This window comes from Haloarcula sp. JP-L23 (genome assembly GCF_011602445.1).
GTDB lineage: Archaea > Halobacteriota > Halobacteria > Halobacteriales > Haloarculaceae > Haloarcula > Haloarcula pellucida.
Genome location: NZ_CP050014.1, coordinates 3,180,684 through 3,193,787 on the forward strand (window position 1 = coordinate 3,180,684; position 13,104 = coordinate 3,193,787).

Annotated in this window: 9 protein-coding genes; 5 read left to right on the forward strand and 4 right to left on the reverse strand. The window is 67.8% G+C overall.

Features of this window, described 5'->3' with window-relative positions:
* Nucleotides 1-50: 50 nt before the first annotated feature.
* Nucleotides 51-3,299, forward strand: a complete 3,249-nt coding sequence (carB, locus tag G9465_RS16695; protein ID WP_166972031.1) for a carbamoyl-phosphate synthase large subunit — start codon at nt 51-53, stop codon at nt 3,297-3,299.
* A 136-nt stretch (nt 3,300-3,435) separates the two neighbouring features.
* Complete coding sequence (locus tag G9465_RS16700; protein WP_166972033.1) at nt 3,436-4,362, forward strand: 2-dehydropantoate 2-reductase; 927 nt, start codon at nt 3,436-3,438, stop codon at nt 4,360-4,362.
* 231 nt (nt 4,363-4,593) lie between these two features.
* Here G9465_RS16700 and carA read toward each other — a convergent pair whose 3' ends face one another.
* Nucleotides 4,594-5,640 (reverse strand): glutamine-hydrolyzing carbamoyl-phosphate synthase small subunit, encoded by a 1,047-nt coding sequence (gene carA, locus G9465_RS16705; RefSeq protein ID WP_166972035.1) that lies wholly within the window; start codon nt 5,638-5,640, stop codon nt 4,594-4,596.
* Nucleotides 5,641-5,742: 102 nt separating this feature from the next.
* Here carA and G9465_RS16710 point away from each other — a divergent pair, with 102 nt between their 5' ends.
* Together G9465_RS16710 and G9465_RS16715 are read left to right on the forward strand one after the other, a co-directional pair.
* A complete protein-coding gene (locus G9465_RS16710; protein ID WP_166972037.1) occupies nt 5,743-6,156 on the forward strand; it encodes an Lrp/AsnC family transcriptional regulator in 414 nt (137 codons plus the stop codon).
* A gap of 79 nt (nt 6,157-6,235) precedes the next feature.
* Nucleotides 6,236-7,093: a mechanosensitive ion channel family protein gene (locus tag G9465_RS16715; RefSeq protein ID WP_166972039.1), complete on the forward strand. Its 858-nt coding sequence runs from the start codon at nt 6,236-6,238 to the stop codon at nt 7,091-7,093.
* Here G9465_RS16715 and G9465_RS16720 read toward each other — a convergent pair whose 3' ends face one another.
* Genes G9465_RS16720 through btuC form a run of 3 tightly spaced genes read right to left on the reverse strand, consistent with a single transcriptional unit; the run spans nt 7,094 to nt 11,815 of the window.
* Nucleotides 7,094-9,463 (reverse strand): DEAD/DEAH box helicase, encoded by a 2,370-nt coding sequence (locus G9465_RS16720; RefSeq protein WP_166972041.1) that lies wholly within the window; start codon nt 9,461-9,463, stop codon nt 7,094-7,096. It abuts the gene before it with no gap.
* Between the two features lie 19 nt (nt 9,464-9,482).
* Nucleotides 9,483-10,706, reverse strand: a complete 1,224-nt coding sequence (locus tag G9465_RS16725) for a heme ABC transporter ATP-binding protein (protein WP_166973086.1) — start codon at nt 10,704-10,706, stop codon at nt 9,483-9,485.
* Nucleotides 10,707-10,744: 38 nt separating this feature from the next.
* Nucleotides 10,745-11,815, reverse strand: a complete 1,071-nt coding sequence (btuC, locus tag G9465_RS16730; protein WP_166972043.1) for a vitamin B12 ABC transporter permease BtuC — start codon at nt 11,813-11,815, stop codon at nt 10,745-10,747.
* 59 nt (nt 11,816-11,874) lie between these two features.
* Here btuC and G9465_RS16735 point away from each other — a divergent pair, with 59 nt between their 5' ends.
* Nucleotides 11,875-12,972 carry a PGF-CTERM-anchored ABC transporter substrate-binding protein gene (locus G9465_RS16735; protein ID WP_166972045.1) on the forward strand — a complete coding sequence of 366 codons (1,098 nt, stop codon included), beginning with the start codon at nt 11,875-11,877 and terminating at the stop codon, nt 12,970-12,972.
* Nucleotides 12,973-13,104 lie beyond the last annotated feature (132 nt).

Consider the following 13,104-nt stretch of genomic DNA (forward strand, 5'->3'; position numbering starts at 1 on the left):
CTCGTACCTTTTCGCCGGGCTTATTACGATGTGTGGGTTCGATTCGGGTAATGACAGAGGACGAAGACCGCACGATCCTGCTCATCGGGAGTGGCCCCATCAAGATCGGACAGGCAGCCGAGTTCGACTACTCCGGTGCACAGGCCTGTCGGGCCCTCCAGGAAGAGGGTGCACGCGTGGTACTGGTCAACTCCAACCCGGCGACCATCATGACCGACCCGGAGATGGCCGACAAGGTGTACCTCGAACCCATCAACACCGAGGCCATCAGCGAGATCATCCGGAAGGAGGACCCCGACGGCGTCATCGCCGGCCTCGGCGGCCAGACCGGCCTGAACGTCACGGCCGAACTCGCCGAGGAGGGCGTCCTAGAGGAGTACGACGTCGACGTGATGGGCACGCCGCTGGACACCATCTACGCGACGGAGGACCGCGACCTGTTCCGCCAGCGCATGGAGTCGATTGGCGAACCGGTCCCCCGGTCGACGACCATCTCGCTCGACGAGGACGAGTCGGTCACCGACTTCGACGAAGACGCACTCGAACAGCGCGTACAGGACGCCGTCGACGAAGTCGGCGGTCTCCCCGTCATCGCGCGCACGACGTACACGCTGGGTGGCTCCGGGTCCGGCGTCGTCGACGAGTTCGACGAACTCATCGAACGCGTCCGCAAGGGCCTGCGCCTCTCGCGGAACGGCGAGGTCCTGATTACGGAGTCCATCTCTGGCTGGGTCGAACTGGAGTACGAGGTGATGCGCGACGCCGACGACTCCTGTATCATCATCTGCAACATGGAGAACATCGACCCGATGGGGATCCACACCGGGGAGTCCACCGTCGTCACGCCCTCGCAGGTCATCCCCGACGAGGGTCACCAGCAGATGCGCGACTCCGCGCTGAAGGTCATCCGCGAACTCGGCATCGAAGGCGGGTGTAACATCCAGCACGCGTGGCGCGACGACGGCACGCCCGGCGGCGAGTACCGCGTCGTCGAGGTCAACCCGCGCGTCTCTCGCTCCTCCGCGCTGGCCTCGAAGGCGACCGGCTACCCCATCGCCCGCGTCACCGCGAAGGTCGCACTCGGCAAGCGCCTCCACGAGATAGACAACGAGATTACCGGCGAGACGACCGCCGCCTTCGAACCGGCCATCGACTACGTCGTCACGAAGGTGCCCCGTTGGCCCATCGACAAGTTCCGCGACACGGAGTTCGAACTGTCGACGGCCATGAAGTCCACGGGCGAGGCGATGTCCATCGGCCGGACGTTCCCCGAGAGCCTCCTCAAAGCGCTGCGCTCTTCGGAGTACAACCCCGCCGTCGACTTCGAGACGGTCGACGACGACGAACTCGAATCGGAGTACCTCGAACGGCCGAGCCCCGACCGCCCGTACGCCATCTTCGAGGCGTTCACGCGCGGCTACACGGTCGAGGAAATCGTCGACCTCACCGACATCCACGAGTGGTACGTCGAGCGCTTCCAGACGGTCGCCGACGCCGCCGAGGCCGCCCAGCAGGGCGACTACGAGACGGCCGCACAGGCCGGCTTCACCGATCAGGAGATCACCGCGCTCGCCGGCGGCGAGTTCAACGACACCCACGTCTCGTGGCTCCCCGCCAGCCTCGACGCCGACGACGGCGACGAGACCGAAGTCGAGGCCGCGACCGACGGGAGCGGCGTCCAGATAGAGACCGTCGAGGACGAGACGACCCACCGCGACTACAAACTCGTCGACACCTGCGCCGGCGAGTTCGAGGCGACCACGCCGTACTACTACTCGACGCGTGACCCCGTCTCGGGCATCGACCGCAACGAACTCCAGATAGACCCCGACGTCGAGAGCGTCGTCGTGGTCGGTGGCGGCCCCATCCGCATCGGACAGGGCGTCGAGTTCGACTACTGTTCGGTCCACGCGGTCCGTGCCCTGCGCGAGATGGGCATCGACGCCCACGTCGTCAACAACAACCCCGAGACGGTCTCGACGGACTACGACACCTCCGACGGCCTGTTCTTCGAACCCGTCACCGCAGAAGAGGTCGCCGACGTGGTCGAGTCCACCGGCGCAGACGGCGTGATGGTCCAGTTCGGCGGCCAGACCTCCGTCGACATCGGCGAACCGCTCGAAGCGGAACTCGACCGCCGCGGGCTGGACTGTGATATTCTCGGGACCTCGGTCGAGGCGATGGACCTCGCCGAGGACCGCGACCGCTTCAACAAACTGATGGACGAACTCGGCATCGCGCAGGCCGAGGGTGGCACCGCCACCAGCAAGGAGGAGGCACTCGAACTGGCCCACGACATCGGCTACCCCGTCCTCGTGCGCCCCTCGTACGTGCTGGGTGGCCGCGCGATGGACGTCGTCTACAACGACGACGACCTCGAAACGTACATCGAGGAAGCCGTCCGCGTCTCTCCCGACAAGCCCATCCTCGTCGACGAGTTCCTCGCCGACGCGGTGGAACTGGACGTCGACGCCGTCGCCGACGGCGAGAACGTCCTCATCGGCGGCGTGATGGAACACGTCGAGACCGCCGGGGTCCACTCCGGCGACTCGGCGTGTATGATTCCGCCCCGCTCACAGGAGATCAAAGACGTCATGCCGCGCATCCGCGAGGTCACCGAGGACATCGCCGACGCGCTGGATACGGTCGGCCTGCTGAACGTCCAACTGGCCGTCCGCGACGGCGAGGTGTACGTGCTGGAGGCCAACCCGCGCTCCTCGCGTACCGTCCCCTTCATCTCGAAGACCACCGGCGTCCCCATCGCCAAAATCGCCGCGCAGGTGATGGCCGGACACAGTCTCTCGGAACTCGACATCGACGAGCAGATTCCCGAGCAGGTCTCCGTGAAGGAGGTCGTCTTGCCGTTCGACCGCCTGCCGGGTTCGGACCCGCGTCTCGGCCCGGAGATGAAGTCGACGGGCGAGGTCATGGGCACCGCCGGGTCGTTCGGCAAGGCCTATCAGAAGGCCCAGATGAGCGTCGGTAAGCCGATTCCGCTCTCGGGCACGGCCATCGTCGACCTGCCTATCCTCGGCTTCGAGGAGCACTTCGACACGTACGACCTCGACGACTTCGAGGACACCGAGGCCGTCGTCGAGGCCATCCAGAACGGCGAAATCGACCTCGTGGTCTCCCGTGACCGCGACGTGCTGGAGGCCTGCGTCGAGGAGACGGTCACCTACTTCTCGACCATCGAGAGCGGCGAAGCGGCGCTGGAAGCGATCAACTCCGACGACCAGCCCCTCGCGGTGCAGGCCATCGACGAGCGCCCGAAGACCACGCGCGACTGGGGTAAGTAACGCGACTGTCTCTCTGACGCGTTTCTACCCGATATCTTTTCGCGGCTCCGTTCTCACGGGGCACCGATAGCAAGGACGACCGCCAGCGTCTCGACCGTCCAAACAGCTACGGTTCGTCCCACCGTCAGCGTCGACCATGCGATTTGCAGTGTTCGGCGCCGGCGGCGTCGGCGGCTACCTCGGCGCTCGCCTGGCCGACGCCGGCCACGACGTCCACCTGATAGCCCGTGGCGACCACCTCGACGCGTTGCGGACCGACGGGCTCACCGTCGAGAGCGTCGCCGGCGACACCACAGTCGAACTGCCTGCGACTGACGCCCCCGCCGACATCGGGCCGGTCGATTACGTGCTGTTCTGCGTGAAGGCTCACGACACGCGCGAGGCGGCGGCCGACCTCGGACCGCTTCTGGAGGACGACACCGCCGTCGTCTCGTTCCAGAACGGCGTCGACAACGAACGATGGCTCGCCGAAGAGGTCGGCGAGCCCCACGTCGTCGGCGGCGTGGCCTACATCTTCTCGACCATCGCCGAACCGGGCGTCATCGAACACACCGGCGGGCCGGCCCGCTTCGTCTACGGCGAACTCGGCGGCGAGCGTACCGACCGTATCGCGGCACTGGACGACGCCCTCCGCTCGTGTGCTGGCGTCGAGGCCGTCCTCGCGGACGATATCGACGTCGAACTGTGGCGGAAGTTCGCGTTCATCTGTGCCCACTCCGGGATGACCGCGGCGACGCGCCTCCCGGTCGGCGACATCCGCGACGCTGAGGACTCGTGGCGGATGTACCGCCGGGTCATCGAGGAGGTGTGTGCGGTCGCGCGAGCGAACGACGTGGCGCTCCCCGACGACACTGCCGACGAGTGGGTCGAGTTCGCGCAGGAGTTAGACGCCGACTCGTACTCCTCGCTGCATTACGACCTGACCCACGAGAAGCCGATGGAACTCGACGCGCTCAACGCCGCCGTCGTCCGCCACGCCGACGGGACGGACGTGGCGGTACCGATGAACGAGGCCGTCACGGCCGTCCTCCGGTCGTGGGCCGAGCGGTTCGCGGACGGGTGAGTCCGTTCGCGCGGCTGGTGACTTCGATGTTCGAAACTGTCGCGGGCCACGCTCGTGCGCCCCTCAAGGTTCCCGACGGTCACCGCTCGGGACAGTCAGTTGCGCTTCGCGTCGCTCAGCGCAACTAGTCCTCCACGGCACCCTGCGGTCGCCGTTCCGGTTCGCGGTTCTCGCTCGCTCCAAACCGCGCTCTCGCAGTCAACGAGGCCTCTCACTACGTTCGAGCCCTCGCTACTCCTCTGCCATCGCCAGCACGTCGTCGAAGAAGCTGAGCGAGTCGTGCGGGCCGGGGTTGGCCTCGGGGTGGTACTGACGGGTGATGATGTTCAGGTCGTCGTTCTCCAGTCCCTCGGGGGTGTCGTCGTTGACGTTGACCTGCGTCACGTCGAGTTTGTCGCCGGGTTCGGCGACGGTGTAGCCGTGGTTCTGGGTCGTCATCACGACCTGATTCGTGCGCAGATCACGGACCGGCTGGTTGACCCCGCGGTGGCCGAACTCCATCTTCTCCGTCTCGCCGCCGAGCGCGTTGGCGACGACCTGCTGGCCGAGGCAGATGCCGGCGAGGGGGACGTCGCCGACGTACGTCTCGACGAGTTCGCCGGCCTGTTCGAAGTTCTCGGGGTCGCCGGGGCCGTTCGAGATGAACAGGAGGTCCGGGTCGACGGCGGCCACGTCGTCCTCGCTGGCGTCGTACGGGAAGACGTGGACGGCGGCGTCGCGTTCGACCAGCGACTCGATGATGGAGCCCTTCGCACCGCAGTCGACGAGCGCGACGGTTTCACCGTCGCCGTCCTCGTTGTACGTCTCGACGCTGTCGACGGACACCTGCGCACCGATGTCCGTGTGGTCGGACATGTGCTTGCACTGGTGGAGTTCGTCCAGCGCGTCCTGCTTCGTCGCGTCGGGGCCGGCGGCGATGCCGCACTTCATGGCCCCCTCGTCGCGAATCTCGGTGACGATGTCGCGGGTGTCGAGGTGGTCGACGGCGGGGACGCCCTCGCTTTCAAGCCACTCGGCGACGTCGTCGGTCATCTCGCGGGCGACGGCCGCACGCGGGTGGACGCGGTCGGACTCGAAGCGCTCCTCCCGGACGCCGTAGTTCCCGATGAGCGGATACGAGAAGGTGAGGACCTGTTCCTCGTAGGACGGGTCGGTCAGACTCTCCTCGTAGCCGGTGTAGGCGGTCGTAAACACCACTTCGCCGCGTGCTGTCCCCGGCGCGCGTGCGCGGGCCTCGATGACGCGGTCACCCTCCAGCGCTACGTATGCGTCTGTCATTACGAGATGCGTACAGGATTCCAGTTCATAAGGGTTGCTTTCGAAGCCGAGTTACGATTTTCGTAATCCTAAAGTCCGGTGGGTGGGAAGCGTCCAATCTCGATGGACGAACTGGACAGGGAGATACTCTCGATACTCCGGAAAGACGCCCGCACGCCCTACACGGAGATCGCCGACGACGTGGGCACCTCCGAGGGGACCGTGCGCAACCGGGTCGAGCGACTGGTCGAAGACGGCGTCATCGAGCGCTTCACCGTCGCGACGCGCACCGGGAACGTCAAGTCGATGATAGAGGTCGGCGTCGACGTCGACGTGGACACGGCGGCGGTGACCGACCGCATCGCCGAGTGGCCCTCCGTCGACTTCGTCTGGCAGGTCTCCGGCGAGGAAGACATCGTCGTCGTCGTCGACGCCACCGACACCGGCGAGGTCAACGACCTCATCACACGAGCGCGAGAGTTGGACGAGGTCGTGAGCACGAAGACGCGGTTAATTCTGGACGAGCGCGTCGGATAGTGCCCGCGGTACGGTGGCCGATGCGACGCCGGCGTACCTGACAGCGAGGCTTTACGTTCCGGCCGGCGGTACGGCCGACATGCAGTTCCCCGTCCCCGGCGACATCACCGAAACGTACGCCCAACTCGCAAACGACGGTGCGGAGTTTCTGGCCGTGGCGGTCCTGTTGTACGCCATCGGCCGTCTCGTCATCGTTCCGGGCGTTCGCTGGGGGTTAGAGCGCTCGCAGTTCAACCGGACCATCGTGAGTGCGCTGGTGAGTGCGACCCACCTGCTCGTGGTGGTCGTCACCTTCGTCGTCGCGGCCAGCCTCGCGGGGTTCAGGGGGAGCCTCGCCGGGTCGACGCTCATCGCCGCCGGCATCACCATCGCCATCGGGTTGGCTGCACAGGACGTGCTGGGGAACTTCGTCTCGGGCGCGTTCATCGTCACTGACCCCGACCTGAACGTCGGCGACACCATCGAGTGGGACGGCAAGCAGGGGACCGTCGTCGACATCGACCTCCGGGTGACCCGCGTGCAGACGCCGAACAACGACCGCATCGTCGTCCCGAACACGACGCTTGCGACGACGGCGGTGACGAACCACACGACGACGGACCCCGTCGGCATCTCCTACGAGTTCGGCGTCGACTACGACGCGGACCTAGACGAGGTGGAGGCCATCATCCGCAACGTCGCCCGCGACTTGGACCACGTCCGCGAGAAACCGGCACCGAGCGTCGCCGTCTCGGAGTTGACGAGCAGTTCCGTCCTGTTGATTGGGCGCGTGTGGCTCCCCGTCGAGCGGAAGAACCGGGCGCCCTCGGTCAGGTCCGCGTTCGTCCGCGGCGTCCACGAGGCCTGTCGCGCGGAGGGGATCGACCTCAGCGAGACGCTGCACACGGAGCTCTCCGGCGAGGTGACGGTCCACGAGTCGGTCGTCCCAGCGGAATAGTCAGTCGCCTGTGTTGCCAGTGAGACCGCCGAGCAGGTGGATGGCACCGTGTTTGTCCAGCGGGTCGTTGGCGTTGCCACAGTGGGGCGACTGCACGCAGGCCGGACAGCCGTCGGCACAGTCACAGGACCGAAGCATCGACAGCGTGGTGTCCATCAGCGGGCCGACGTCGTGGTAGCCCGCCCGCGTCAGGCCGATGCCCCCCGGATAGCCGTCGTAGATGAAGATAGTCGGCTCCCCGGTATGCGGGTGGTGCGGCGTCGACAGCCCCCCGATGTCGCCGCGGTCACAGAGGTACTCGAACGGGAACATCGAAATCATCGCGTGCTCGGCCGCGTGGATAGCACCGGGGAAGTCGCCCGAATCTCCGCCGTCCGTCTCGGCGCCGGCGGCTCCCTCGTCGGTCTCGTAGGCCGCGCCGCGAATCTGGCTTTCGAGGTCTTCGGGGATGGTGTAGTACAGCGCCTTCGTCTCCAGCGTGGTCTCCGGCAAATCGAGCGGGCGCTGGCCCAGCACCTCGCCCGAAGACCCGTCGCGGCGCTCGTAGCCCGTAATCTGCTTGCGCATCGTCACCGACGCGAACCGGACGGGCACGTCCTCGCGGGTCGGGAGCGGCCGCTCTTGCAGGTCGGCCTCGACGGTGATTGTCTTGTCGTGCAGGACGCGGGTGTAGTAGTTCGCCCACGTCCGGTCGAGTTCGGCGACGCCCGTCGAGAGGTCGAGGTCCGTCACCTCGTAGCGTCGCCCCTGATGGTGGTAGATGGCGCCGGGATGGGCGTCCCGCAGGGCGTCCTCGAACGGGAGTTTGGCGATGGTGTCGCCCTTCGCGATTAGTTTCACCTCGCGGTCGTCGACGGTGCGGAGGCTCATGTCGTGGTGCGGGCGACCGTTCGAGGTCCAGCGGACGCCCTCGTCGGTCGTCCGGCGGTCGAGGTCCCCCGCCGATTCGAGGGTCGCGACCACGTCGGGAAACGTCTCGCCGAAGTGCCGGTCGTCGTCGGGCGAGAGCCAGTTCTCGCTGGCGGCGGCCAGCACGTGGTTCGGGAGCAACTGCTCGTTCTCGGGGTTCGTCACTGCCTGCTCTGCGTCTTTCTCGAACAGCGTCGCCGGATTGCGGAGGACGTACTGGTCGAGTTGGTCCTCGCCGCCGACGAGGACGACCAGTGCCGGGTCGGTGCCCCGGCCCGCGCGCCCGGCCTGCTGGAACGCCCGCATCCGCGTGCCGGGGTAGCCGTCCAGCAAGACGGCGTCGAGGCCACCCACGTCGACGCCCAGTTCCAGCGCGCTGGTCGACCAGACGCCGCGCAGGTCCCCGGACTGCAACCGGGTTTCGAGGTCCCGCCGCTTCTCGTCCGTGAGCGCCGCCTGATACGCCCCGACGGCGTCGGCGAGGTCGTGGTGCCCTCTGTCCCGCAACGCGTCCGCGCTGTCGCTGGCGTACCGCTCGGCGGTCTGTCGGGACCCGGCGAACACCACCGTCTGGAGGCCGCGTTCGACCAAGTCGACGAACAACTGCTTCGTCTCGACGTGGCTGGACTTCCGGCGGCCGCTCCCCCAGCCGTTCCCCCCGTCGTACTCCGGCGGGTTCCACAAGAGCCAGTGGCGCGGGCCGCTGGCGCTGGTGTCCTCGTCGACGAGCGCGAACGAGTCGGACGGTCGGCCGGTGACGGTGGCGGCGTGGTCGACGGGGTTGCCGATGGTCGCCGAACAGCAGACCCACTCGGGGTCGCTGTCGAACCGCTCGGCGATGCGCTGGAGCCGACGCATGACGAGCGAGACGTGACTCCCGAACACGCCGCGATAGCCGTGGACCTCGTCGACGACCACGGTCTCCAGTCGCTGGAAAAACCAGTCCCAGAGGCGGTGGGCGTGGGGCAGGATACCGTAGTGGAGCATGTCCGGCGTCGTCAGGAGGACGGTCGGCTGGCGCTCCCGGATAGCCTCCTTCTCGGATTTGGACTGCCGGCCGGTGTACTGGGCGACGGAGACGCCGGAGGCGAAGCCGAGGCCTTGCGCCAGTTCCGAGAGGGTCTCCGTCTGGTCGTTGATGAGCGCCACCTGCGGGGCGACGTAGAGGGTCGTCGCCCGCCGGTCCAGCGCCCGCTCGAAGGCGGGGACGGTGTAGGCCAGACTCTTGCCGCTGGCCGTCTCCGTCGCGAGGACGACGTTCTCGCCGTCGCGAACCGACTCGACGGCGGCGGTCTGGTGGGCGTAGAGGTCCGTGATACCTTCCTCGGCCAGCACGTCCGCGAGACGCGAGTGCAACGCACAGTCGGCGACGGTGGCGTCCCGGCCCGGCACCGTCCGCTCGTCGACGATTTGGCCCTCGTAGTATGGTCGGTCACGGAGCCACGCGATAGTGTCGTCCACGGGCGAGGTAGGGAACGGGTCAGTATCGGTCTTGCTGTTCCCCGGACGGGACCGCACGCTCGTCGCGGCTCTCCGCTGGCGGGAGATCGGCGACGGCCGCCGGCAACGACGCGACGGTGGTGACGGTGGTCCGCTCGGACTCGATTCGGGGGACGCCCTCGCCCGCGACGGCGACGAGTCGCGAGGCGGCCGCGACGACGGACTGGTTGGCGTCGCCCACGTCGCCCGCGACGACCACGGCGTCGGCCTCGCGGGCCAGTTCCGTCGCTCGCTCCCGTGCGTTGCTGTCGACGCCGGCGAACGGCGGGACGGTGACGACCGGACAGTCGAGTTCGCGGGCGCGTTCGGCGGCGGCGTCACCCGCCGGCACGACGCCGACGGTGACGGGACTGCCGGCGGCGACGAGGCGGGCGACGGCGGCGGCGGCCTGCCCGCCGGTGCCGACGACGTGGACCGTCCTCTCGATAGGTTCACAGTCGGGAAGGGGCGTCACCAGCGGCGCGTCTGTGCCGGGCTGGCGGGTCACGAGCGCCTCGGCGTCGAACGCGTCCCCGAGCGTCTCGGACGTGAGCACCTCGCGCGGGTCGCCCGCCGCCCGGACCTCGCCGTCGGAGAGCACGACCAGTTCGTCACAGTACCGCGCGGCCAGATTGAGGTCGTGGATGGCCGCGACGGCCGTCTTCCCCTCGGCGACGAGGTCGGCGACCAGTTCGAGCGTGCGGACGGCGTGGTTGACGTCCAGATTGGCGGTCGGTTCGTCCAGCAGGAGTACCGGCGTCTCCTGTGCGAGCGCGCGCGCCAGCAGGACTCGCTGGCGCTCGCCGCCGGAGAGCGACGTGACGGGGCGGTCGGCGAACTGCGCCACCTCCGCGCGCTCCATCGCCGCCTGCACGGCGTCGTAGTCGGCCTCGCCGGCGCGGTCGAACCGACCCAGATGCGGCGTCCGCCCCATCTCGACGGTCTGTTCGACGGTGAAGTCGAACGAGAGCGTCGTCGCCTGCGGGGTGCTGGCGACGCGCCTGCTCACTTCCTTCGTCGAGAGGTCGTCGATGGGTTCGCCGGCGACCCGCACCGTCCCGCTGTCGGGCGATAGCGTCGCCCTGAGCGTCCGCAGGACCGTCGTCTTTCCCGCGCCGTTGGGGCCGACCAGACCGACGACGGAGCCACACTCGGCGGTGAGGTCCACGCCGGAGAGAACCTGCGTGCCGCCCAGCGAGACGGTGACGTCTTCGGCTTCGAGCATCGGTATCGCCTCGCCCGCGTGGCCGTCGTCGTGGTCGCTCACAGTTCGTGCACCTCCCGCTGGCGGAGGAGATAGAGGAAGAACGGGGCACCGAGGGCGGCGGTGACGATGCCGACGGGCACCTCCGCGCTCCCCGAGCGAGCGAGGGTGTCGGTCGCCACGAGGAACGACGACCCCGCAAGCGCCGCCGTCGGAAGGAGGACCCGGTGGTCCGGGCCGACCACTAGCCGCATCACGTGTGGGACGATGAGGCCGACGAAACCGATGATGCCGGCGACGGCGACGCCCGCCGCCGTGACGAGCGAGGAGAACGCGAGCAGGATTCGCTTGGTCCGTTCGACGTCGATGCCGAGGCTCTGTGCGTCCTCCTCGCCCAGCAACATGACGTTCAGGTCGCGCGCGTACACGAGGAGGACGACGAACGGGACGGCGACGAGGAGGATGCTCGTCCAGACCTCCGGCCACGCCGCGCCTTTGAGGTGTCCCATCAGCCAGAACAGCGCCCGACGGATGCTCTCGCCGCTCTGGAGGAGGAGAAAGGAGACGACGGCCCCCAGAAAGGTCTGGACGGCGACGCCCGCCAGCAAGAGGGTCGCGACCGGCGTCCGGCCGTTCTGTGTCGCGATGAGATAGACGCCGAAGGCCGAGAGTAGCGCCCCGGAGAAGGCCGCGGCGCGCAGGCCGAGGCCGAACGGCAGGGCCACCGGCGCGACGATGAAGCCGACGGCACCGACGGCCGCGCCCGAGGAGACGCCGATAATCGAGGGGTCGGCCATCGGGTTGCGGAAGATACCCTGCATGATGGTCCCTGCGGCCGCGAGCGAGAACCCGACGATCGCCCCCAGCAGGATACGTGGCAGGCGGACCTGCAACACGATTTGGCGCTGGATGTCCTCGACCGGGAACCGGAACAGTGGCTGTGTCGTCACGGCCGGCGTCGCCCCCGAGAGGTCGACGGCCGTCGGGAGGACGACGGCGTTGAGCAACACCTTCGCGACGGCGTCGGGCGGAATCCACACCGGGCCGATGCCGGCGCTCACGGTGATCACAGCACCCAATAGACCCACGAGCGCCAGCGACCAGAAGAGGGTCCGTCCCGACGGCTGCATGATTGAAACGGCACTTGCAGTAGGTAAATATTTATTGTTCCTGCACCCCCACACAGACGATGCGACGATTCGCTACCGCAGTTTTGGGAGTTCTGCTGGTCTTCTCTGTCGTCGGCGCGACGCCGGGGGCCGCGACGAGTACACAGGCGTCGGCACAGACATGTTCGTTCCCGGTGACGATGACCGACGCCACGGGAACCGAGATAACCCTCGAAGAGCGCCCCGAGCGCGTGACGACGACGAACCCCTCGGCGGCCCAGACGATGTGGGAGATCGGCGGCCGCGAGCAGGTCGTCGGTCTCACGAAGTTCGCGTCGTATCTGGAGGGGGCCGATAGCCGGACGAACGTCTCCGCCGGATTCGGCGTCAGCGTCGAGAAAGTGGTCGGCACGAACCCCGACCTCGTCATCGCCCCCAACGCCAGCGCGGGCGACGTGCAGGGTCTCCGAGAGGCCGGCCTGACCGTGTACCACCTGCCGGCCTCGACCAGCGTCGAGGACATCCGCCAGAAGACGACCACTATCGGCCGCCTGACCGGGAACTGTGCGGGCGCGGCCGAGGCCAACGCGTGGATGACGCGGAACGTCGACGCCGTGCGGGACACGACGGCCGGCATCGAGGACCGGAAGACGGTCCTCTATCCCCTCGGGAGCGGGTACGTCGCCGCCAACGGGACGTTCATCGACACCCTGCTGGACGTGGCCGGTGCCGACAACGTCGCCGCGCGGAACCACAGCGGGTACCCGCAACTGAGCGACGAGGTCCTCCTCCAGTTGGACCCGGAGGTACTGGTCCTTACAGACCGGACGGCGGGCCTCGTCGACGAGGAACCGTACGCGAGTACGACCGCCGGGGAGACGAACGCGACCGTCCGGCTTCGGGTCCGTGACCTCAACCAGCCGGCCCCCCGGAGCGTCGTCAACACGGTCCACAACGCCACGCGACAGCTCTACCCGGAGCGCTACGACGAGGAGAGCTACGTCCCTCGCTCGGCCGTCGAGAACGAGACGAGCGAACAGCAGGCGACCCAGACGGCCACCGCCACGGCGTCGGACGGCACGACGGCGACGACCGGCGGAAACGGCCCCGGGTTCACCGCCGTCGGTGCGCTGGTCAGTGCGTTCGCTGTGGCGGCACTGGTCGGCAGACGCCGGTAAGTAGCCCCGTCGGGGGACACCGACTGTCGTACGAGCTGGCGTTGTCCTGTCACTATCGAACGTCGACCGACACGGATAGTTCGGTCGCCGTTATCACCCAAGATATTCGGCATGTCGCGTGATTGTACAGTG

Coding starts and splice junctions, on each gene's coding strand:
- carB (WP_166972031.1), top strand. CDS start 51: ATGACAGAGGACGAAGACCGCACGATCCTGCTCATCGGGAGTGGCCCC.
- G9465_RS16700 (WP_166972033.1), top strand. CDS start 3,436: ATGCGATTTGCAGTGTTCGGCGCCGGCGGCGTCGGCGGCTACCTCGGC.
- carA (WP_166972035.1), bottom strand. CDS start 5,640: ATGACAGACGCATACGTAGCGCTGGAGGGTGACCGCGTCATCGAGGCC.
- G9465_RS16710 (WP_166972037.1), top strand. CDS start 5,743: ATGGACGAACTGGACAGGGAGATACTCTCGATACTCCGGAAAGACGCC.
- G9465_RS16715 (WP_166972039.1), top strand. CDS start 6,236: ATGCAGTTCCCCGTCCCCGGCGACATCACCGAAACGTACGCCCAACTC.
- G9465_RS16725 (WP_166973086.1), bottom strand. CDS start 10,706: ATGCTCGAAGCCGAAGACGTCACCGTCTCGCTGGGCGGCACGCAGGTT.
- btuC (WP_166972043.1), bottom strand. CDS start 11,815: ATGCAGCCGTCGGGACGGACCCTCTTCTGGTCGCTGGCGCTCGTGGGT.
- G9465_RS16735 (WP_166972045.1), top strand. CDS start 11,875: ATGCGACGATTCGCTACCGCAGTTTTGGGAGTTCTGCTGGTCTTCTCT.